Source organism: Polaribacter sp. Z014 (assembly GCF_023555435.1).
Taxonomy (GTDB): domain Bacteria; phylum Bacteroidota; class Bacteroidia; order Flavobacteriales; family Flavobacteriaceae; genus Polaribacter.
In genome coordinates this window covers 250,228-273,707 of record NZ_JALCZP010000003.1, presented here as the reverse complement: position 1 = coordinate 273,707, position 23,480 = coordinate 250,228, and the positions used below count along the sequence as shown (strand labels likewise).

General features: G+C 31.4%; 15 protein-coding genes. 3 read left to right on the top strand and 12 right to left on the bottom strand.

Annotation, left to right across the window (positions count from 1 at the left end):
- Window positions 1–37: 37 nt before the first annotated feature.
- From ribB to tpx, 6 genes are all read right to left on the bottom strand, one after another.
- Window positions 38–1,183, bottom strand: coding sequence for a 3,4-dihydroxy-2-butanone-4-phosphate synthase (gene ribB / locus MPF19_RS06400; protein WP_249987297.1), 1,146 nt, complete (start codon window positions 1,181–1,183; stop codon window positions 38–40).
- A 6-nt stretch (window positions 1,184–1,189) separates the two neighbouring features.
- Window positions 1,190–2,653 carry an LptF/LptG family permease gene (locus MPF19_RS06395; protein WP_203393560.1) on the bottom strand — a complete coding sequence of 488 codons (1,464 nt, stop codon included), beginning with the start codon at window positions 2,651–2,653 and terminating at the stop codon, window positions 1,190–1,192.
- 62 nt (window positions 2,654–2,715) lie between these two features.
- Entirely contained in the window at window positions 2,716–3,372 is a 657-nt protein-coding gene (gene lolA1, locus MPF19_RS06390) for an outer membrane lipoprotein periplasmic chaperone LolA1 (protein WP_249987295.1), read from the bottom strand.
- 37 nt (window positions 3,373–3,409) lie between these two features.
- A complete protein-coding gene (locus tag MPF19_RS06385) occupies window positions 3,410–5,884 on the bottom strand; it encodes an FtsK/SpoIIIE family DNA translocase (RefSeq protein WP_249987293.1) in 2,475 nt (824 codons plus the stop codon).
- Between the two features lie 42 nt (window positions 5,885–5,926).
- Window positions 5,927–6,307 (bottom strand): diacylglycerol kinase family protein, encoded by a 381-nt coding sequence (locus MPF19_RS06380; protein WP_203393557.1) that lies wholly within the window; start codon window positions 6,305–6,307, stop codon window positions 5,927–5,929.
- Window positions 6,308–6,310: 3 nt separating this feature from the next.
- A complete protein-coding gene (tpx, locus tag MPF19_RS06375; protein ID WP_203393556.1) occupies window positions 6,311–6,808 on the bottom strand; it encodes a thiol peroxidase in 498 nt (165 codons plus the stop codon).
- A gap of 133 nt (window positions 6,809–6,941) precedes the next feature.
- On the opposite strand from tpx, the gene MPF19_RS06370 reads away from it, so the two are divergent.
- Window positions 6,942–8,336, top strand: a complete 1,395-nt coding sequence (locus MPF19_RS06370; RefSeq protein WP_203393555.1) for an MATE family efflux transporter — start codon at window positions 6,942–6,944, stop codon at window positions 8,334–8,336.
- A gap of 62 nt (window positions 8,337–8,398) precedes the next feature.
- Complete coding sequence (locus MPF19_RS06365) at window positions 8,399–8,623, top strand: DUF8828 family protein (protein ID WP_203393554.1); 225 nt, start codon at window positions 8,399–8,401, stop codon at window positions 8,621–8,623.
- 88 nt (window positions 8,624–8,711) lie between these two features.
- Here the strand turns inward: MPF19_RS06365 and MPF19_RS06360 are convergent, their stop codons facing one another.
- From MPF19_RS06360 to MPF19_RS06340, 5 genes are all read right to left on the bottom strand, one after another.
- Window positions 8,712–9,962: a threonine/serine exporter family protein gene (locus MPF19_RS06360; RefSeq protein WP_249987292.1), complete on the bottom strand. Its 1,251-nt coding sequence runs from the start codon at window positions 9,960–9,962 to the stop codon at window positions 8,712–8,714.
- 48 nt (window positions 9,963–10,010) lie between these two features.
- Window positions 10,011–13,703 carry a phosphoribosylformylglycinamidine synthase gene (gene purL / locus MPF19_RS06355; protein WP_249987290.1) on the bottom strand — a complete coding sequence of 1,231 codons (3,693 nt, stop codon included), beginning with the start codon at window positions 13,701–13,703 and terminating at the stop codon, window positions 10,011–10,013.
- A gap of 168 nt (window positions 13,704–13,871) precedes the next feature.
- Complete coding sequence (locus MPF19_RS06350; protein WP_249987289.1) at window positions 13,872–15,962, bottom strand: endonuclease; 2,091 nt, start codon at window positions 15,960–15,962, stop codon at window positions 13,872–13,874.
- A gap of 64 nt (window positions 15,963–16,026) precedes the next feature.
- Entirely contained in the window at window positions 16,027–18,234 is a 2,208-nt protein-coding gene (locus MPF19_RS06345; RefSeq protein ID WP_249987287.1) for an endonuclease, read from the bottom strand.
- Window positions 18,235–18,320: 86 nt separating this feature from the next.
- Window positions 18,321–19,532, bottom strand: a complete 1,212-nt coding sequence (locus tag MPF19_RS06340; protein WP_203393549.1) for an RsmB/NOP family class I SAM-dependent RNA methyltransferase — start codon at window positions 19,530–19,532, stop codon at window positions 18,321–18,323.
- 541 nt (window positions 19,533–20,073) lie between these two features.
- Between MPF19_RS06340 and MPF19_RS06335 the strand changes: the two genes are divergently transcribed.
- Window positions 20,074–22,611 carry a DUF559 domain-containing protein gene (locus MPF19_RS06335; RefSeq protein WP_284041404.1) on the top strand — a complete coding sequence of 846 codons (2,538 nt, stop codon included), beginning with the start codon at window positions 20,074–20,076 and terminating at the stop codon, window positions 22,609–22,611.
- A gap of 150 nt (window positions 22,612–22,761) precedes the next feature.
- Here the strand turns inward: MPF19_RS06335 and MPF19_RS06330 are convergent, their stop codons facing one another.
- Window positions 22,762–23,457, bottom strand: a complete 696-nt coding sequence (locus MPF19_RS06330; RefSeq protein ID WP_249987286.1) for a DUF4369 domain-containing protein — start codon at window positions 23,455–23,457, stop codon at window positions 22,762–22,764.
- Window positions 23,458–23,480: the final 23 nt, after the last annotated feature.

Genomic DNA, 23,480 nt, shown 5'->3' with positions numbered 1-23,480 from the left:
TTAAATAAGGTTGATATACAAAATGAATGTAAGTGTATTAATAATTTACATAATCTACAATCTCTAAACCATAACCAATCATACCTACACGTTTTGTTTGTTGCGTATTTGTAATTAATTTTAATTGACGAATGTTTAAATCATGTAAAATCTGAGCTCCAATTCCGAAATCTTTGTTGTCCATTTTGATTTCTGGAGCTTTAATGTTCCCGTTTTTCTGATTCTCTTTTAAAACAGACAATCTACTTAATAAATTCTGAGAATGATTCTGTTGATTCACAAAAATAATAGCGCCTTTTCCTTCGTCATTAATCACCTGAAACATTTGGTCTAATTTCTTGTCGGCATTATTTGTTAAGGTTCCTAATATATCATTATTAACTAAAGTAGAATTTACTCTGGTTAAGGTTGCTTCATCTTTAGTCCAAGAACCTTTTGTTAAGGCAATATGAACTTGGTTATTTGTAGTTTGTTGGTAGGCTCTTACTCTAAAATCACCAAATCTAGTTTGTAGATTAAAGTCTTCTTTTATTTCAATTAAAGAATCATGCTCCATTCTGTAAGCCACTAAATCTTCAATAGAAACAATTTTAATATCGAATTTTTTAGCAACTTCTAAAAGTTGAGGTAAGCGTGCCATTGTTCCATCCTCATTCATTATTTCTACAATAAAACCAGCAGGTTGTAATCCTGCTAAACGGGCAAAATCTATAGCAGCTTCTGTGTGACCGGTTCTACGTAAAACGCCACCTTCTTTGGCTATTAAAGGAAAAACATGTCCTGGTCTTGCTAACTCAAAAGGTTTTGTGTTTTTGTCTACTAATGCCTTTACTGTTAAAGCTCTGTCTCCTGCAGAAATACCTGTTGTAACACCTTTACCGCGTAAATCTACAGAAACGGTAAAAGCGGTTTCCATAGGATCCGTATTGTTATTAACCATTACATGTAAGTCTAATTCTTTACAACGTGTTTCTGTTAATGGAGCACAAATTAAACCTCTACCATGTGTTGCCATGAAATTAATCATTTCTGGTGTTACTTTGTCTGCAGCGGCTAAAAAATCACCTTCATTTTCTCTGTTTTCATCATCTACAACAATAATAATCTTACCGTTTCTAATGTCTTCAATCGCTTCTGAAATAGAATTTAATTGCGTGCTTCTCTTGGTATTTTGAACTGTCATAATTAGTTATGCTTCTTTTTTTGAAAATATTTTTTTAAAGAAATTAATAATGGGTTGCGTAAAGGCATCTACATTAAAAATTCCTTTGTCTTTTGTTGCTCTTCTTGTTAAAAGAATTCCTATTGGAATCATTATAAAAGCTGCTATCCAAGATCCCAAAAAGGATGAAATAGAACTTTCTTCGGCTAAGTTTTTACCAAATGTATTACTAAAGAAATAGGTTACATAAATAGCGATAGCCAAGATCATAGGCATACCAAAACCTCCTTTTCTAATAATAGAACCTAATGGGGCTCCTATAAAAAATAGAATTAAACAGGATAACGAAAATGCAATTCTGTTATAGTATTCTGTATCAAAGAAATTTAAATTTTTTCTTTTGTACTTAATGGAAGTCATATTGTTTTTTATAGAACTTATTGCTCGTTCCGTCTTTGTTGTGGCAGAATTTAGAATATTAATTTTAGATTTTAAATCAAAGTTTTCTATAATATCTATGTTAATGTTTGCTGTTTTTAAAGAGTCTGGATAGTTGTATAAATCTCTAGCAGTGGTTGCAGCATATAGGTTTTTAGATTTTAAAAGAAGCACTTCATCATAACTTGCTTTTAAATCTGGAATGGTATCTCCTAATTGATTTAAACTTAGCATCATAAAGTTTTTTGTATGATTTGTTTTGTCTAAATCATTATCTCCTGTTACAGAAGAAATATCAATGTTAAATTCATATTCTTTAAAGGTAGCATTAGAGGCTGCCATCTTTTTTCTTTGCAAGTTGGTTTTGGCAGATTTTACATGTTCTTCATAATAGTAGCCATCGTATAACACTAAGGTCATATAACGGCTTCCTTCTTCAGAAATAATTTTACCACTTTCTGCGGTAATAACTTTTTGGTTTCCTTTTCCTGCTGTTAAATCGTAGATTAATACTTTCTTTAATAAACTTACTTCTGTTCCATTCTTACCTTCTTCATCATGCTTTTCATCAAATTTAATTTGAAAGCCAGGTAAATCACTATTAAAACTCCCTGGAACTAATGCCAAAGCAGGTTGTTTCTTTTTTATATTTAAATATAAATTTTTTTGTTTTAAGACTGCGTAAGGGTAAATGTTATTTAAAAATAAGAAGTTAACACCACTAAGAATCAATGTTAAAACTACCAAAGGTCTTACCAAACGTTGTAAAGAAATACCTGCAGATTTTGCTGCTGCAAACTCGTAATTTTCACCTAAATTACCCAATGCCATTATAGAAGATAATAGCACGCCAATAGGCAATGCTTGTGGTGTAATAATTAAGGTAGAGTAATATAAGAATTTTAAGATAAAAGGGACACTAATTCCTTTACCTGCAATGTTTTCGAAGGTTTGCCATAAAACTTGCATCACCAAAACAAAAAGCACAATTAGAAATGTAGCTACAAAAGGAACTAAAAATGTTTTTAGGATGTATCTATCTAAAATTTTCATCTCGGCAAAAGTAGTTTCTTATGATGAAAGAAGCTACTAATTTTCTGTTAATTGGACAATTATTAATCTATTGAAAAATTTAGCTTTTTGTATTTTTCTTCATCAACAGAGAAAAAACTATTAGATAGTGTTTGATTGCTTTTAAATTCTGTAATGGTAAATGTAGTTTTAGAAGTATTGCTACCTGTCTGGATTAACTTATAAATATGCTTTGTTTTTGCATCTATAGCCAATTCTACCTTTACAATATCAGAATCACTATCTATTGGGTTTAAGGTAACTAATTGTATTTTTCTGCCGTTTAAGTTCTTTAAATCTCCCATTTCAAAATTATAACCTTCTTTGTAAAAAGTTAATAATTTAGAAGGATAAATAAAACCATCATCTCCACTCATATCGCCATCTGTAATTGAAATTTCTTTTTCATCATTATTGATGACATACAGTTTTTTACCATCAAAAATAAATTGATTTCCTAAGTAATTTAGACTATATTTTTCTCCTTCTAAGGTTATTTGTCCTCTAATTGGTGGTTCATCACCTTCCATAATGCCTGCATCTTCATTACTTAATGTTTGACTAAAGCTAATAGACATGTTTTTATAAGCTCCCATTGTGGCAGAAACTTCATCTAAAAGAGATTTTGCTTTTTCTGCATTTTGAGAAAAAGTAATGGTAGTTAAAAATAAACTTAAAAATAATACTCCTATTTTTTTCATAATTTTATTTCTTGTCATCTCGATTGTTGTCGAGAGGCTATTGGTTCTTTTCGTTTTCTAATAATTGCTCTAAAGCTATAAAATCTGGCACTAAAACTTGTCTGGCTTTACTTCCTTCAAAACCACCAACAATACCGGCAGCTTCTAATTGATCTATTAACCTACCAGCTCTATTATATCCTAATTTTAATTTTCGTTGTAATAGAGATGCAGATCCTTGTTGTGCTGTCACAATAATTTCGGCAGCATCTTTAAAGAGTTTATCTCTATCGGCTATATCTATATCAAGACTCGTGCCACTTTCATCATCTACATATTCTGGTAATTGGTAGGCTTCTGCATATGCTTTTTGAGACCCAATAAAATCTGTAATTTTTTCAACTTCTGGTGTATCTACAAAGGCACATTGAATTCTGTTAAGGTTGTTACCTGCTGTATATAATAAATCTCCACGACCTATTAATTGATCAGCTCCACCAGCATCTAAAATGGTTCTAGAATCTATTTTAGAGGTAACTCTAAAAGCAATTCTTGCAGGGAAGTTGGCCTTAATAATACCGGTAATTACATTTACAGACGGTCTTTGTGTTGCTACAATTAAATGAATACCAATGGCTCTAGCCAACTGAGCTAAACGTGCAATTGGAGTTTCTACTTCCTTACCTGCAGTCATAATTAAATCTGCAAATTCATCAATAACCAAAACAATATAGGGTAAATATTGATGCCCATCATTAGGGTTTAATTTACGTTGTTTAAACTTAACATTGTATTCTTTAATATTACGAACCATTGCAGCTTTTAGCAAGTCGTAACGATTGTCCATTTCTATACAAAGCGAATTTAAAGTATGCACCACTTTTGTGGTATCGGTAATAATTGCATCTTCTACATCTGGCAATTTTGCTAAATAATGGCGCTCTATTTTATTAAATAAAGTAAGTTCTACTTTCTTTGGATCTACTAAAATAAATTTAACTTCTGCAGGGTGTTTTTTATATAAAAGTGATGTTAAAACCGCATTTAATCCAACAGATTTACCCTGTCCGGTTGCTCCAGCCATTAAAAGGTGAGGCATTTTAGCTAAATCTACTACAAAGGTTTCATTAGAAATGGTTTTACCCAAAGCAATTGGTAACTCCATGGTAGATTCTTGAAATTTCTTTGATGAAATTACAGAATGCATAGAAACGATGGTCGATTTTTTATTAGGTACTTCTATACCAATAGTTCCTTTACCAGGAATAGGCGCAATAATTCTAATTCCTAAAGCAGATAAAGAAAGCGCAATGTCGTCTTCTAAATTTTTAATTTTAGAAATTCTAATTCCGGCTTCTGGTACAATTTCATATAAGGTAATGGTTGGCCCAACAGTTGCCTTAATTTCTGCAATACCAATTTTGTAGTTCTTTAAAGTTTCTACAATTCTATCTTTATTAGCTTCTAATTCTTCTGGATCTATAGAAATAGATTCGTTGTATTGTTTTAAAAGATTAAAAGTCGGGAATTTGAAATTACCTAATTCTAGAGTAGGGTCAAACTCACCAAAATCCTTTACCAATTGATTAGATAAATTTTCTGTAGAATGTTCTTCGTCTCTGCCAATAGCTACATCAATCTCTACATCCATTTCTACTTCTTGTTCTTCTTCTACAGGAATTTCTGTTTTTAATATAGGACCCGTAGCTTTATCAACCTTTAAAGAAATTTCTTCTTTTTTAGCGGTTACATCTGAGTATTTGGTAATAGTTGGTTGTTGTTTTTCTAGTGATAATTCTACCACAGATTTTTCTTTTTTATCTGTTTTTAAGGAGATAGTCTCTGTGTTTTCTACTGTTTTAACAGGTGCGATTTCTTCTGTTTCTGTTTCACTTAAAATAGCCTCTTGCTCTCTTCTTATTTCTCTTTCTTCTCTTTTCTTTTTTAAATCTTCTATATATTTATCAAAAGTTACTTTATAACGTATTACTAAATAAGTAATTAAAAAGAAGGTTAAAAGTATTACCAAACCTGTATTGCCTATAAAGGCTTTTAAATAACTATTAATTTCAAAACCAACTACACCAGATAAAAGAGCGTAATTGCTTTTTACAAAACCAAGTGTTACAGAAATCCATAACATAGCGATTAAACCCCAATTCCAAGAAATAATTATGGCAGCAAACTTCTTTTTAATAAGGATATACGAACCAGTTAAAAGTATTTGAAAAGCAATGATAAAAGCCGCAATTCCGAAACCTTTATAAATAAAAAAGTTACTTAAATTTGCGCCAATTTTACCTAATAAATTTTTACTTCTAACCGTTTTATCTGCCAACTCTGTAAGTGTACTTTGATCTTCTTGCCAATTAAAGAAAAAAGAAATAAAAGCAATGCATAGAAAAGCCGAGAATAAAATTAAAAAAGATCCTAGAATTGTTTTAGCCTGTCTTGTTTTAAAAAAGGCAAAAATACTCGGAGTTTTTTCCGTAGAATTTAGGGGTGTTTTGGTACTTGTTTTCCTTTTAGCCATTAATAATTTTTGGTCTATTTTAGCAGTAAATATAAGTTTTACCTAAAATAATAAAGCTATTTTAGGTATGTATATAAAGCCTGCAATAATTAATGAGGTAAAAGCTGCAAAACTGGGTGCGCCTGCAGCGATATCTTTTATAAAGCCTATTTTTTCATGATAATCTGGATGCACAAAGTCTGCCACTTTTTCGATAGCGGTATTTAAAGCTTCAGCCACTAAAATGAGGCCAATTACTATAATTTGAAACATCCATTCTATACTAGAAATATTAAAATAAAATCCTAAAACAGTAGCAATTCCGGCAATAAAAAGTTGTGCTTTTATGCTGTCTTCCGTTGTTATTAAAAGCCACATTCCTCTCAATGCAAATTTAAAACTGCGAAGTCTTCCTCTTAAAAAGCTATCATTAGGATTTTTCATAAATTAAATTGCGTTTAAAGCAGCTGTATAATTAGGTTCATCAACAATCTCAGAAACTTGTTCTGTATACACTACATTTCCGTTTTCATCAACAATAACAATTGCTCTAGAATGTAAATGTGCTAAAGGTCCATTTGCTATTTCTAATTCGTAAGATTTTCCAAAGTTTCCATCAGCAAAATCAGACAACATTACTACATTATCAATACCTTCTGCACCACAAAAACGAGCTTGAGCAAATGGTAAATCTTTAGAGATACATAAAACAACAGTATTTTTTAAATCGGCTGCTTTTTTATTAAATTCTCTAACAGAGGTAGCGCAAGTACCAGTGTCTACACTTGGAAAAATATTTAAAATCACTTTTTTACCAGCAAAATCTGATAAGCTTTTTTGAGATAAATCTACAGCAGTTAGTTTAAAATCAGTAGCTTTAGTACCCACTTTTGGTAAATTACCAATTGTATTTATTGCGTTTCCTTTTAATGTGATATTTGCCATTTTTGTATGTTTTTTTAGAACATCAAAAGTAACATTTTTTATTTATAAAACTTTATCAGAAAATGGATAACTTCAAGATATAATCATCTTGCTTTAATACTTATCTTTGCAATCTTAAAAATTAGAAATTATCTTGAATATTACCCAATACACTTCAGAATTTAAATACAACTGGAAACTTGCAGCACCTGTAATGTTAGGTATGTTAGGACATACTTTTGTGAGTTTTGTTGATAATATTATGGTTGGCCAAATGGGAACAGCAGAATTAGCGGCGGTTTCTTTAGGGAATAGTTTTATGTTTATAGCCATGTCTATTGGTATTGGTTTTTCTACAGCTATTACACCTTTAATAGCAGAGGCAGATTCTTCAGATAATTTAGAACAAGCAAGGTCTATCTATAAAAGTGGATTGTTTTTATGTACAACATTAGGTATTGTACTTTTCTTGGGCGTTTTCTTTTCTAAGCCGATAATGTATTTAATGAAACAGCCAGAAGAGGTAGTGGAATTGGCAATTCCGTATTTAGATTTAGTAGCATTTTCATTAATTCCTTTGGTTATTTTTCAAGCAATTAAGCAATTTAGTGATGGAATGTCTATGACAAAATATCCAATGTATGCAACCTTAATAGCAAATGTAATAAATGTAGTTTTAAACTATTTATTAATTTTTGGTAAATTTGGTTTTCCAGAAATGGGTATTGTTGGTGCAGCTTATGGTACATTAATTTCTAGAGTTGTAATGGTTTTATACTTGTGGTTATTGCTCCGTTATAAAGAAAGATCAGCGCAAATTGTAAAAAATATAAAATTCTTTGTTTTAGATATTTTTGCGATAAAAAAAATTGTCAATTTAGGTTCTTTAAGTGCTATGCAAATGCTTTTTGAAGTTGCTATTTTTACTGCAGCAGTTTGGTTAAGTGGTATGTTGGGTAAAAACCCGCAAGCAGCAAATCAAATTGCGTTAAATTTATCTTCTATGACATTTATGGTTGCAACCGGTTTAAGTGTTGCTTCTATGGTAAGAGTTGGGAATCAGAAAGGATTACAAAATTATAAGGAGCTTCGTAGAATTGCTTTCTCAATCTTTTTATTAGGTGTGTTATTGGCTGTGTTCTTTGCTTTATTATTCTTTATTTTTCGTAATAGCCTACCAAATATATATGTAGACCTAAAAGATTCTGCAAACTATGCCGATAATATGGAGGTAGTTTCAATTGCTTCAAACTTATTGTTAGTCGCAGCCTTTTTTCAAATTTCAGATAGTATTCAAGTAGTGTTTTTAGGAGCTTTACGTGGCTTGCAAGATGTTAAAATACCTACAATTCTAACTTTTATTTCCTATTGGGTGGTTGGTTTTCCGGTTTCTTATTATTTGGGAAGTGAAGAAATGTACGGTAGTTTTGGTATTTGGTTAGGTTTGTTAGCAGGTTTAACAACAGCATCCATTTTATTATTTATCCGTTTTAATTCGTTAACTTTAAAGTTGATAAAGGGCAAACAAGATTTATTAAAAACAATATAAGGGGGCTAAACTTCTTTAGAATACAAGGGGTTAAACACCTTGCTTAAAAAAAAACATAAAAAATGACTTTACCTAAATTTTTATTAGCAGATAACAGTAACTTTCCGGATGATATTTTTGTATTACATACAGAATTTCCTCGTTTTTTAATCAATTTAAAAGATGATGAAATAGAATGGTTTGAAGATTTAACAGGGGAAAGTGAAGAGGATATTGCAACAGAATTAGCCGACCTAATGGATAAAGCAGGTGCTTTTTATGATGCAGAAATGAAAGATTACGAGTAGTCGTTTTTAGCCTTAAAGCTGCTGAATGCTTTAAGGACTTAGATAAATTTACTTTTTCTGATAAAAAAAAATAGGGGTTTATAGCCCCTTATTTTTTGGGACTTCTTTCTCTAAATGTACCTGCAAAAAGCAGTCCGCCAATGATTCCCATAAGAATAAAAGTAACTTGCTCAAATAAATTTACAGATCCCGTGGTTGTAGATGGGTTAAAAAAGGAATTACTTAAGCCCATAAAAGATTTACTTCCTGGTACAAGCATAATAATACCTTGAATTAAATAGACTGTTTTTGGAGTTTTTGAAATCAGACCAAATAAACGGCTAATTCCTACTACTGCTAAAGTTCCAATAAAAGTACTTATCAATACTCCGTATCCAGATAATAAAACAGTTATAAAAAAGGCTGTAATACCTGTAATCGCTCCAAATAGCATATTTTTTTTTCGAACTTGAAATATGGGTAAAAGAGTAATTGAAAATATAGGAATGGCCAAAAATATGGTCCATTTTGGCATTTCGGAAACATGATAGGTTAAATCAATATCAACGATAGAGGTCATTAAGGAGATGCCTAGTATTACTCCAAAAAATTGTTTAAATAATAAAAGAATTGAATCGAATAATTTTGCTCCACCAGAAACTAAACTTTTAGATGTTATTTCTTCTAAGGCCGTTGTAATAGCTAAACCTGGAATAAAAATAATAATAGAAGCCAATATGGTTAAACCTAAATTAAAGTTAGGAAAAATTAAAGATAAAGCACAACAAATAATAGTTACTAGTAAAGCACTTAATGATTCAAAAACATTTTCTAAATATTTAGATTTTGTTGATAAATACACTAAAAGGTATATAAATGCACCAAGTAATAATGAAAATATAAAAGAGATCCAATTGGTACCAATCATAATGCTAAAACAACCCGCAGAGAAAGCGTATGCTAAAGTTAAATGTAAATGATTTACAATTTTGGTTTTAGAGTGAATTATTGTCAATTCATTACTTATGGAATCATTGTCAATTTTTAAATCAATAACCTTATTGGTCAATTCTGCTATTCTAGAAAAAGCTCCTAAATTTAATGATCCCGGAGGAATACATTCTATATAATTATAAGAATTTTCATCTTCATAAAAAACATAATTTATCCATGTTGGAGAATCCATAAAACTACCTGTAATGCCTTGTGTCTTGGCTACTTCTGTAAGGTACGATTGAATTTTATAGGAAGGAATACCGTATATATGTAGTGCTTTTCCTAATTCAATGATGAAATAATATTTTTCTGGAACTTTCATTTTACGTATTAAATAATCTATTTGATTGATTATTAGAGCCAAAAAAAGGGCTTTGAAAAAAGCCCTTTTAGATATACTTTTTTTGAGAAATTATTTCGTTAACCAGTTTTTAGCATTTACAAATGCTTCTAACCAAGGTGTAACTTCATCTTTTCTATTTGTTGGATAATTTGCCCAATTCCATTGAAAAGTAGAACGCTCAATGTGAGGCATTGTTACTAAATGTCTTCCAGACTTATCACACATCATTGCTGTGTTAAAATCAGATCCATTTGGGTTATTCGGGTATCCTGCGTAACCATACTTGGCAACAATATTATAGTTTTCTTCAGATTCTGGTAAGTTAAATTTTCCTTCTCCATGAGAAATCCAAACACCTAATTCAGTTCCTGCTAAACTAGATAACATTACTGAATTGTTTTCTTGAATTTTTACAGAAGTAAAAGAACTTTCGTGCTTCTGAGAATCATTATGACCTAATTTTCCATGAACTTTATGTTCAGGATTAATCAATTCTAATTCCATCCATAATTGAGCACCATTACATATACCAACAGATAAAGTATCTTCTCTTTCAAAGAAATTCTTTAAAGTTGTATTTGCTTTTTCATTGTATTTAAATGCTCCTGCCCAACCTTTTGCAGAACCTAAAACATCAGAATTAGAGAAACCACCAACGGCACCAATAAACTGAATATCTTCTAACGTTTCACGACCAGAAATTAAATCTGTCATGTGTACATCTTTTACATCAAAACCAGCTAAATACATAGCATTTGCCATTTCACGTTCTGAGTTAGAACCTTTTTCACGGATAATTGCCGCTTTAGGTTTGTCTTTTCCAACTTTAGGAAGTTTACCAGTAAAGCTCTCTGGGAATTTATACGTTAAAGGCTGATTTTTATAATTATCAAAACGGTCTTGAGCTAAATTATTAGCCGTTTGTTTTTGATCTAATAAGAAAGAAGTTCTATACCAAACATCTCTCATTTCTGTAACATCAAAAGAGAAATTATCTTCGTTGTTTTTAATTGTAACTGTTCCTGAATTGTTTGCAGAACCAATATTGAAAAATTCAATATTATTTTTTGATAAAATACTGTCTACAGAAGCATCTGCTTGAAAAACAATACCTGAATTTTCTGAGAATAATACTTTTATAGCATCTTCTTCATTTAAAGAAGAGATGTTAAAGTCTGCTCCTAAATTTACATCAGCAAAACACATTTCTAATAAAGTAGTAATTAATCCACCAGAAGCAACATCGTGTCCTGCAGTAATTTTATCCGCTTTAATTAAATCTTGAATCGTGTTAAAAACAGTTTTTACATACGCAACGTTTGTAACATCTGGCGCTTCATTTCCGATGGCATTTAAAGTTTGGTTGAATGAACTTCCACCTAATTTAAATTCGTCTTGAGAAATATTGATATAATAGATATTTCCACCATCAACTTGTAAAAGAGGTTCTACAACTTTAGTAATCGCATTACAGTTTCCTGCTGCAGATATAATTACAGTTCCTGGCGCAATCACTTCACCATCGGTATATTTTTGTTTCATTGATAAAGAATCTTTTCCGGTAGGAACATTGATTCCTAAACCAATAGAAAATTCTGAAACCGCTTTTACAGCTTTGTATAAACGAGCATCTTCTCCTTCGTTTTTACAAGGCCACATCCAGTTTGCAGAAAGTGAAACACTTTTTAAGTTGTCTTTTAATGGTGCCCAAATTAAGTTGGTTAAAGATTCTGTGATGGCATTTCTAGATCCAGCTTCCGGACTAATTAATGCAGAAATAGGAGAGTGCCCAATTGAAGTAGCAACACCTTCTTTTCCTTTATAATCTAAGGCCATTACGCCAACGTTGTTTAACGGAATTTGTAACGGACCAACACATTGTTGTTTGGCAACTTTACCACCAACACAACGGTCTACTTTATTTGTTAACCAATCTTTACAAGCCACAGCTTCTAACTGTAAAACTTGTTTTAAATAGATTTCTAAATTCTTGGTTTTATAACGTGGATTTTTATATTTTCTGATAACCGTTTTATCTGTTAAAACAGTTTTTGGAGAAGAACCAAACATATCTTCTAAAGCTAAGTCCATTGGTTTTACACCTGTAGATTTAGACTCAAAAGTAAAACGATCATCACCTGTAACTACACCAACATCGTAAATAGGAGAACGTTCTCTATCTGCAATTTTGTGTAAAGTTTCTAAATGTTCCTCAGCAATTACTAATCCCATTCTTTCTTGAGATTCGTTACCAATAATTTCTTTTGCTGATAAAGTAGGGTCTCCAACAGGTAAAGCATCTAAATCGATTTTACCACCTGTATCTTCTACTAATTCTGATAAACAATTTAAATGTCCACCAGCTCCATGATCGTGAATAGAAACAATAAAGTTTTCTTCACTTTCTACCATTCCACGAACTGCATTTGCAGCACGTTTTTGCATTTCTGGGTTAGAACGTTGTACCGCGTTTAATTCAATTCCTGAATCTAATGCTCCAGTATCTGCAGATGAAACGGCAGCTCCTCCCATTCCAATTCTGTAGTTTTCACCACCAAGAATTACAATTTTATCACCTTCTTTTGGAGTGTCCTTTAAAGCTTGGTCTGCTTTTCCGTATCCAATTCCACCAGCTTGCATGATTACTTTATCGAAACCTAATTTTCTTGCAGGTGAATCACTTACAGAAGAATTTTCTTCGTGTTCAAAAGTTAAAACAGAACCTGTAATTAAAGGTTGTCCGAATTTGTTTCCAAAATCTGACGCTCCGTTTGATGCTTTTATTAAAATATCCATTGGAGTTTGGTATAACCAATCTCTAGCTTCAAATTTATTTTCCCAATATCTTGTATTTTTAACTGAATCTATAGAAGCTTCTAAACGAGAATACGAAGTCATATATACAGCTGTTCCTGCTAAAGGTAAAGAACCTTTTCCACCAGCCAATCTATCTCTAATTTCTCCACCAGAACCTGTTGCAGCTCCGTTAAAAGGCTCTACAGTTGTAGGGAAATTGTGTGTTTCTGCTTTTAATGATATTACAGATTCAAAATCTTGTGTTTGATAAAAATCTGGTTTATCCGCCGTTTTAGGCGCAAATTGTTCCACTTTAGGACCTTTTACAAAGGCAACATTATCTTTATATGCAGAAACAATATCGTTAGGAAATTGTTTAGACGTTTCTTTTATCATATTAAATAAAGAAGTAGGTTGTTCTACTCCGTCAATAATAAAAGTACCTCCAAATATTTTATGTCTACAGTGTTCTGAGTTTACTTGGCTAAAACCAAAAACTTCAGAATCTGTTAATTTTCTTCCTATTTTAGTAGCAACACCTTCTAAATATTCAACTTCCTCATCACTTAAAGACAATCCTTCTTGTGCATTGTAAGCAGCAATATCTTCAATATCTAAAATTGCTTCTGGCTGAATTTCAATGGTAAATGAATCTTGATGTAAACCATTGAACTTTTCAGAAATCATTGGGTCAAAATCGGTAAATTCTTCTGTAGATACAGTAAATTCTTCAATTCTTATGATGTCTGAAATACCCATATTCTGAGTGATTTCTACTGCATTTGTACTCCAAGGAGTAATCATTGCAGCTCTTGGGCCAACAAAAAAAGCATCGATTGATGTTTCTTCTATTTTTGGTTGATTGGCGAATAACCAAGTCAATTTAGAAACTGTTGTAGCGGTTAACTTTTTTGTTGTTTGAACAGCGAATATTTTGCTGTCTATATTTCCAAAGAAATGAATCATTATAGTGTTTTATTTGCGTATAGTTGTAAAAATGCAAATTTACTTTTTTTCAAGTTAAAACATAAGATTAATTTGCTTGAAATTATATAGTTACTACTTATTTTTTAACAAAAAAAAGACGGCTCATTAATTAGCCGTCTTTTTTTGATAAAATTAAGAAATAATGAATTATTTCTTAATCAGTTTTTTAGTAATAAATTGATTTTGAGTATTCAATTTAACTAAATAAACACCTTTAGAAAGATTAGAAATATCAATATTATTTTTAGTTTCTGTAATTTTAGTAGATTTTACTAGTTTACCTAAAACAGTGTAAACAGATACTTCAACATTTTTTCTAGTTTTAAAATACACTTTGTTACCTGTTACTGGGTTAGGGTACATGCTAAAAGAAATAAAGTCTGAAGTTTCTGTGCTAGCCGTTGCAGAATTGTAAACACCTATTCCGTCATAAGTTCCAACGTTAAATTGATCCCATTCTGCAGCAGTATAAGTTGTGTTTGGTTTGGTAACCGTTAACTTTCTTCTTAATGTCATGTTTCCAAAGTTTTTGGCAGTTTCGTTTAAAACTCCAATAATATCGATTAAAACTCCATTTTTAAATAAACCAACAGGATCGTTACCATTAAAATTTATTGGTGCTCCAAAGTTTGATGTTTGAAGGGTTAATAAATCGGCTTCTCTTGTTAAAGTAGCATCATCTGCTTGGAAATGTATTACAACAAAAATATCATTTGGGCTAAGTGTTCCACTTAAAGGGAATTCGTCTATCCAAGGACCAGATCCGTTAGATTGTTTTTTTATACTGTATGAAGATAAATCAATTGAGTTATCTGTAAGGTTGGCTATTTCTACAGCTTTATTGTTAGATGTTCCTTCTACATATTCAGAGAAAAATAATTCTGTATTGGTATTAACACCATCTGTAGTTGTTGCGGTTATTGCAGATGATTTAGCAGATTTGTTGTCTGCAGAATCTTTAGCTAAAACAGTTACACTATACGTAGTAGATATTGTTAAACCTGTAACATTGTAAAAATTATTAGTAGTGGTTCCATTAAAAGTACCATCAACAAAAACATCATAACCTGTAACACTAGCATTGTCTGTAGAAGCTGTCCAATTTACTTTAAAACTAGTTCCGCCTTCATTAGTAATTGTAATATTACTAGGTATAGTTGGAGGAGTAGTGTCTGATAATGTTGTAGCATTAACAGCTGCTGATTTAGCAGATTTATTACTAGCGATATCTTTTGCTAAAACGGTAATAGCATAACTTGTATTCGAGTTTAAACCAGAAACCGTATAATTTGTTGCTGAAGTTTGTCCTTTTAAATTACCATCTACAAAAATTTCATATTTAGTAACATTCACATTATCTGTAGAAGCTGTCCAATTAACATCAATAGTTGTTAAAGTAATATTACTTAAACTTACATTTGTTGGAGTAGTAGGTGCTTCACTATCATTAGAAGTATAAAGTCCCCAAGAATCTATCGCTGCATCTCCACCCCAAATTCTTGTTGCTAAATATGCATTATCTATAAAAGGATTTCTATTTCCTTGAGAATATTGTTGACCAGAAGTGTGATATATGTTTCTCTGTCTTTCAAAATCTGAAACAGGGTCTTCTACATTCCATTCTAAAAATAAATCGATCATATCATCTGGAGTAGAAGTAGAGTTACCAACACCAACACCAGTTGGTTTACATTGGTTTCCATAACGGATGTACATGTACATCATAATTCTAGCAACATCACCTTTCCATTCATCACCAGGATACCAACCACCAGAAACAGTACCAGCATTACCAGAACCATTGGCAAATTTTAAACTACCTCTTTGGCTATTAAACCCAACATCTGCAGGGCGTAAATGATGCCCGTCTGATCCAGGTCCAGAAGTACCAAGGTTTGGTGTTCCTAAAGATTTTGCATACACATGTTCTCTGTTCCAGTCTCCTTGATCTCCCCCATGATCGTTTATACCTCTTCTTCTAGATGTTGTACCAGTTGTAGAATCTGTATATCCATATATTAAGAGTACTTCTTGATCATTTTCTGGGTTTACATCTGTTGCTTGTAAAGCAGGCCAACCATAAGACAGTGTTTTGGTGTGTTTATTTATGGTAATGGTTGCTAATTCAGCTTTTAGATCAAGACCAGATTTTGTCCAATCGAGCCCGTTATAATATGGTTCTTGAGCAGAAATTATTGCTGTTAAAAAAAGGAATACTAAAAGTAGATTTTTTTTCATGATTGGTAATAATTAAAAAAACGATCCATTAAAAATGAATCGTTTTTGTTAAGATGTAATTGTATTAGTTTTTTATTAATTTTTTTGTGATAAATTGTTTACCAGAATTAATTTTGATAAGATAAATTCCTTTAGAGAATTCAGAAATATCAATATTATTTTTACTTTTTGTGACTTCTGATGTTTGTATTAATTTACCTAAAACATTGTAAATAGTAATAGTTGCATCTTCTGTAACACTAAAATAGATTCTGTTCCCGTTTGTTGGATTTGGAAACATTTTAAAAGATTCAAAAATGTTTGTTGCTGTACTTAAAGTAGAAGTAAAACTACCAATACCATCAAAAGTATTTTCAGGAAAAGAAGTCCATTCTCCTGCTTTATCAAAAGTGGTATTTGGTGCACTAATATCTCCATTTCTTCTTAGAGTTACATTTTTTGCGAAATTAGATGTGGTGCCAAATTTACCTATAATATCTATTAATATACCGTTTTTAAATAAACCAACTACGTCATTTCCATTAAAATTTACAGGTTGTCCCCAACCATTTTCTTCTATTACAGGTTGTACTAAGTCTACTTGACCATTAGGATTAGAAGTAGAGTAAGGTTGTAATTGAGATATATCGTTTTTACCATTACCTATCACAAAAACATCTCCAGGAACAATGTTTTTAACCGTTCCACTGTTTAATGCTAATGGAGTTATCCAACCATTGGCACCGTCTTTTTGCATCTTTAACACATACTCTGCAAGATCTACTGTACTACCTGTTAAGTTTACAATTTCTAAAGCCTTATTTGTGCCACCGTTACCTTCAAAATATTCAGAAAAGAATAATTCTGAAGCAGCACCACCAGATGCTCCGTCTGTTGTAGTTGCATTAACAACAGCCGTTTGGGCAGATTTATTATTGTCATTATCTTTTGCTAAAACAGTAACTCCGTAAGTAGTAGATGTAGCTAAACCGGTAATTACATAAGTAGTTGCAGTAGTTGTTGCTTTAAAAGTACCATCAACAAAAATATCATAACCAACTACTTCATTATTATCTGTAGAAGCAGACCAGTTTACGTTAAAAGAACTATCGGTTATGTCTGTAATAGAAATGTTAGCAGGAACTGTTGGTGGAGTTGTGTCTACTAAAGTTTTTCCTGTAACAGTATTACTTGCTTCAGATTTGTTAATTAAATCTTTAGCAATTACTTTAAAATTGTAAGTAGTGTTTGTTTCTAAACCTGTAATAGAAACAGTTGTAGATGTAGCTGTTTGTTTAGTTAAAACATCATTAACATAAACCTGGTATTGCGTAACACCAATATTGTCTGTAGAAGCGGACCAAGAAATATCTATAGAAGTTAAGGTTGTATTACTTAAAACAACATTTGTTGGTTTGCTAGGTGCTTCTGTGTCACTGCTTGTATAAATCCCCCAAGTATCTTCTGCGTTTTCTCCTCCCCAAATTCTTGTAGCCAAAAACGGATTGTCTATAAACGGGTTTCTGTTACCTTGGGCGTAGGTGTTTGAGGTGTTTTCATGATATGTATTTCTTGCTTTTTCAAAATCAGAAACAGGATCTTCTCTATTCCATTTTAAGAATAAATCAATCATATCATCTGGCGTAAATTGAGAGTCACCAACACCAACATAGGTAGGTAAACATTGGTTTCCGTAACGAAGGTACATGTACATTATAATTCTAGAAACATCTCCTTTCCATTCATCTCCAGGATACCAACCTCTTGTATTAGGACCGTCGGGACCATTGTAGCTAATAGAAGAACGACCAGAATTTCCGCTACCTAAGGCAAATTTGTAATTATTTCTTTCTGAGTTTCTATTTTTATCTGCAGGTCTTAAATTATGAGCATCGGTTCCAGAACCTTTTTGGTCTGTAACTAAACTTGGGTTTGCAAGTGATTTAGAAAATACATGTTCTCGGTTCCATACAAAGTTTTTACCTTCTCCTCTATCTTGTAAAGCGCTTTCTCTCGTTCTGTCGTTAGTATCATCTTGGTCTGTTCCATTTTCCCATCCATACATTAAAACAACTCTATCTGGGTTTGTGTCTTGGTCTGTAATTTTAGAAGCTTCCCAAACACCAGGAGTATAATCTAGTTTATTAGTATGAGTACTGATAATCTTAGTAGCTAAAGCATCTTTTAAATCGATACCTGTTAATTGTAAATCTACATCACTGTAATAGGATTCTTGAGAAAAAGAAATTAAAGATGTAATTGTTAAAATAAAAAAAAGTAGTTTTTTAAGCATGTAAATTGATATTGGATTAATAAATAGATACTTTCTTTTTCAACAATTATAAGGCTACACTAGCAATTAATTATAGCCTTATGTTTTTATTTTCTTTCTAAAAGTGCCATGTAAAATCCGTCGAAACCAGAAATATGCGCTAACACTTTTTTATCGGATACAAATGTAAAATCTTTTCCCGCATCCGATGTTAAGAAATGATTAACTTGTTCTTGGTTTTCTGATGGTAATACAGAACATGTAGCGTACACCATTTTTCCCCCTGGTTTTACCATGGTAGAATATTGTTGTAAAACGTCTTGTTGTATTTTTTTAATATTTTCTATAAATTCTGGTTGTAATTTCCATTTAGAATCTGGGTTTCTACGGATAACACCTAAACCAGAACAAGGAGCATCAATTAAAACTCTGTCTGCTTTACCATGTAATTTTTTAATTGGTTTTGTAGAATCAATTACACGCAGATCTATATTGTGTGCTTTGTTTCTCTTTGCTCTCACTTTTAATTTACGCAATTTACTTTCGTAAATATCCATGGCAATAATTTGACCCTTATTTTCCATTAAAGCAGATAAATGCAAAGTTTTACCACCTGCACCTGCACAAGTATCTATAACTTTCATTCCTGGTTTTACATCTAAATATGCCGCAACTAGTTGCGATGAAGCATCTTGAACTTCAAAATAACCCGCATGAAAAGCTTCTGTTTTAAAAACATTGGCTCTTTCTGGTAAGATTAAAGCATCCGGATGATTGGGTACAAATTCTGTATTTACACCTTCCGCTTTTAATTTTTTCTGAAGAGCTCCTCTAGTAATATTTAAGGTATTGGTTCTTAAAATTACACTTGCTTGTACATTTAAAGCAGCAATTTCTTTAGTCCAAATTTCTTCTCCTAATTCTGTAGCACACATTTCATCCATCCAATCTGGTATAGATTCTCTATATTTTCTTGTTCTAGAAAGTTCTGCAAAACGACCTTTAATTTTTCTTTCTGGTACATCACCAATTTGATTCCAATCTGGTAAAGCAATTCCTCTTAAAATACACCATACAGAGAATAATCTCCAAATGTTATCTCTGTCATAAGGTACTTTTACTTCTGCAATTTCTGCATATAAACGATTCCAACGAACTATGTCGTAAATGGTCTCAGCTACAAATTTTCGGTCTCTAGCTCCCCAACGTTTGTCTCGTTTTAAAGCTTTTTCTACAGCTTTATCAGCATAAACACCTTCATTAAATATATCTCTAATACTATCTATAACTGAAAAAGTTAAGTTTCTGTGTAATCTCATTATTTCTTTTGAATATGGGCGCAAATGTACGAAATCTGCTTTATGAATCCTTGATTTTAAGTTGTTTTTAAATGTATGGAATTTTTATGAAAAAGTTATTTTATTGGTGTCTGTTTCGTTTTTATAGAATAACTACTTTTTTATTGGATAGTAGCGTTTATTTTTGAAATATTGATATCTGATTGGTCCATATATTTTTGTGTTTTAATGTTCTAAAGGCTTGTTTTCTAAGGGTGTTAAAAATGTTATTTTATTTAGGTTCTAAATAACTATCAAGTAAATAACGTGATTAATTGGTGTTCGTCTAAAAATTCATTTATCGCATAATTATGTAAACCTAAATTGTCTTACAAATGCCAATTAACTTCATTTATTTGTATTTTAGAATGTTAGTATTTAAATGTCTCTGTTATAAAATCAATTGTGTTTTTTACATTTATAGCTACAAACACGGTATTAAAATACGAACGTCTTCAAAAGTTAAATTTTTATCATTTATTCTTATTGATTTCTGTATTTTCGTTCTTTATATTTTTTTAAATTGAATTTAAGCTACCCAATAACATATATTAAAGGTATTAGTGTACAAAGAGCAACGCTTATGTATGCGGAATTGGGTATAAAAACATGTAATGATTTACTAAACTTCTTTCCGTTTAGATATATTGATAAAACTACATTTTATGCAATAAAGGACTTACAGCCTAACTCTTCTGAGGTGCAAATTGTTGGTAAAATTACGCGTGTAAAATCAGTAGCACAAAAAAGAGGAAGTAGGTTAGTGGCAACTTTACAAGATGCCACAGGGTCTATGGAATTGGTTTGGTTTAAAGGTCAAAAATGGATTAAAGATTCTCTGAAAATTAATGAGCCTTATGTGGTTTATGGCAAACTAAATCATTATAATGGTAATTTTAGCATTCCACATCCAGAATTAGAGTTGGTTGCGGAATACAAGAAAAAGTTACAATCCAAAATGCAACCGGTATATCCGTCTACAGAAAGATTAGTAAATTCTGGTGTTTCTAATAAACTAATGCGGAATTATGTTCAGCTTTTATTACAGCAGTTTTTTGAAGTAATTACAGAAACATTATCACAAGAAATAATAGACGATTTTAAATTGATGTCTAAGCGTGATGCTTTGTTAAATGCTCATTTTCCTAAAAGTCAAGAAAACTTAGCCAAAGCACAAAATCGTTTAAAATTTGAAGAATTATTTTTTATTCAATTGCAATTATTGCGAAAGAAACTCATCAACAAAACCAAAATAAAAGGATTTGTTTTTGAAAACGTCAGCGATTACTTTAATACTTTTTATAAAGACCATTTACCTTTTAATTTAACCAATGCTCAAAAAAGAGTGTTGAAAGAAATTAGAAAAGATGTGGCTTCTGGTGCACACATGAACCGTCTTTTACAAGGAGATGTTGGTTCTGGTAAAACCATTGTTGCTTTATTAACCATGCTTTTAGCTATAGACAACGGTTTCCAAGCAACTATTATGGCGCCAACAGAAATTTTGGCAACGCAACATTATCATGCCATTTCAGAAATGTTGAAAGACATGGATATTAATGTCGATTTACTGACGGGATCTGTTAGAATAAAAAAACGAAGAGAAATTCATGCAAATCTAGAAGACGGTACTTTACATATTTTAATAGGTACACACGCGCTGTTAGAAGATAAAGTAAAATTTAAGAACCTTGGTATTGCAATTATTGATGAACAGCATAGATTTGGAGTTGCACAGAGGGCAAAATTGTGGGGAAAAGGCGGCCCATCCCAACCTTCTAAAAGAGAAGGAGCCCAAGCTGTGCGGAATCGTTATGAAACTGCTCGTCCTTCTGTTTACGCTTTGATGAAGGAAATGCAAGTAGAGCGTAAAAAACAAACTACACCTGCAGAACAAGTTCTTTGGCAACAATTAAAAACCAAAAAACTAGATTCTAAATTTAGAAGGCAACACATTGTTGATGAGTTTATTGTCGATTTTATTTGTATTGAAAAAAACTTAATTATAGAGGTTGATAGGAAATACCACAACACCAAAGAACAGCAAGAAGCAGATCATTTAAGAACCGAAATTTTACAAGAATTAGGTTTTAAAGTAATAAGATTTACCAACGAAGAAGTTATTGGAAACATAGAAGGAATTACCCAAAAGATAGCACAAGAATTACACAACAGTGAGAAAAGGGAGGCTGAAGGGGTTTCTTCTCTTCCTCCACACATTCTAGTGATGACGGCAACACCAATACCAAGAACTTTGGCAATGTCTGTCTATGGAGATTTAGATATTTCTGTAATAGATGAATTACCTCCCGGAAGAAAGGAAGTAAAAACGGTACATCGATTTGATAAAAATAGATTATCTGTTTTTAAGTTTATGCGAGATGAAATTGAAAAAGGAAGGCAAGTATATATTGTATATCCTTTAATTCAAGAATCTGAAGCCATGGATTATAAAGATTTAATGGATGGTTATGAAAGTATTTCTAGAGATTTTCCTACACCAAAATATCAAATAAGTATTGTACACGGAAAAATGAAACCTGCAGATAAAGAACACGAAATGCAGCGTTTTGTAAAAGGAGAAACTCAAATTATGGTTGCCACAACGGTAATAGAAGTTGGTGTAAATGTACCGAATGCCAGTGTAATGATTATTGAAAGTTCAGAACGTTTTGGGCTTTCACAATTGCATCAATTAAGAGGAAGAGTTGGGCGGGGAGCAGACCAAAGTTATTGTATTTTATTGTCTAGTTATAAGCTTTCTGAAGAAGGAAAAACACGTTTAAAAACCATGGTAGATACTACAGACGGTTTTAAAATAGCTGAGGTTGATTTAAAGTTACGTGGACCAGGAAATTTAATGGGTACCCAACAAAGTGGAGTTTTAAACCTTAAAATAGCCGATGTTGTAAGAGATTCTAAAATTTTAGTTGCTGCAAGAAATACAGCAATTTCCGTTTTGCAAGAGGATTCTAATTTATCGCAACCAGCAAATATCAACATTAAAAAAGCATATGTAGAGTTGTCTAAAAACTCTAAAATTTGGAGTGAGATTAGTTAGATTTTTTTAGTGTGTTTTAAGTTCTAAAAAAATATACCACAAATTTATTTTTAATCATTTTAAAATTTATTTGGGTTACAAATTTTGCCAAAAAAAAACCGAGCAATCTGCTCAGTTTTTTTATTCAATATTATAAAAATAAATAAGTTACTATTTTTTCTTAATTGTATTTAGGTAATCTTGAAAACGTTTCCCGTATTCAGAACTTTTTACGTTGTCTGATAACGAATTATTAACAGTATCTAACATTTTTAAACTAGCATCATACATTTCTGTTAAGGCAATATAAGGAGCTACTTCTTTGTCTGCATTTGTAATAGCGAAATTAGTAGTATATAATACCCTTTTTCTTGTTAGTTTTTGATAATCTTTTTCTAATTGAGCAATTAATTCTTGGTCGTTTGCTTTTTTTGCTTCAAAATCTTTTTTGATGAAGTTTAAGCGTTCATCTTGAAATTTATTTTTTACTTTATTATACTTATCTAAAATTTCTTGGTTTTTAGAACCTGTAATTTCTGGGGTATATCCAAATTGTTCAACATTATCATTAATGGTGATTGTTCCTTTTTCTCCAAAAAATAAAATTCTTTTATTGGTTGTATTTCCATCAAAAGTTAAATAATATAAGACAGGAGATTCTACATTATCTGTTAAAATGAATTTATCATTTCCTAATAAGTTTACAGAATCTACAGATACTAAAAGCGTATCTTTCATTTTTTGAAGGTATAAAGTCCCCTTTTTAAGACCTTTAATTTGTCCTTGTACAGTCATATTTCCTTCTTTTTTAGAAGAACATGCTGTAATTAAAATGGATAGGACTAAAAGTGTAATAATTTTCTTCATAAATCTATATTTTTCGTCTGCAA

Bases quoted from the DNA above. Each gene is read 5' to 3' on its own strand.
- MPF19_RS06385 (WP_249987293.1), bottom strand. From the start codon at position 5,884: ATGGCTAAAAGGAAAACAAGTACCAAAACACCCCTAAATTCTACGGAA.
- ribB (WP_249987297.1), bottom strand. From the start codon at position 1,183: ATGACAGTTCAAAATACCAAGAGAAGCACGCAATTAAATTCTATTTCA.
- MPF19_RS06365 (WP_203393554.1), top strand. From the start codon at position 8,399: ATGACTTTACCTAAATTTTTATTAGCAGATAACAGTAACTTTCCGGAT.
- MPF19_RS06330 (WP_249987286.1), bottom strand. From the start codon at position 23,457: ATGAAGAAAATTATTACACTTTTAGTCCTATCCATTTTAATTACAGCA.
- lolA1 (WP_249987295.1), bottom strand. From the start codon at position 3,372: ATGAAAAAAATAGGAGTATTATTTTTAAGTTTATTTTTAACTACCATT.
- MPF19_RS06345 (WP_249987287.1), bottom strand. From the start codon at position 18,234: ATGCTTAAAAAACTACTTTTTTTTATTTTAACAATTACATCTTTAATT.
- MPF19_RS06380 (WP_203393557.1), bottom strand. From the start codon at position 6,307: ATGAAAAATCCTAATGATAGCTTTTTAAGAGGAAGACTTCGCAGTTTT.
- MPF19_RS06395 (WP_203393560.1), bottom strand. From the start codon at position 2,653: ATGAAAATTTTAGATAGATACATCCTAAAAACATTTTTAGTTCCTTTT.
- MPF19_RS06340 (WP_203393549.1), bottom strand. From the start codon at position 19,532: ATGAGATTACACAGAAACTTAACTTTTTCAGTTATAGATAGTATTAGA.
- purL (WP_249987290.1), bottom strand. From the start codon at position 13,703: ATGATTCATTTCTTTGGAAATATAGACAGCAAAATATTCGCTGTTCAA.
- MPF19_RS06350 (WP_249987289.1), bottom strand. From the start codon at position 15,962: ATGAAAAAAAATCTACTTTTAGTATTCCTTTTTTTAACAGCAATAATT.
- tpx (WP_203393556.1), bottom strand. From the start codon at position 6,808: ATGGCAAATATCACATTAAAAGGAAACGCAATAAATACAATTGGTAAT.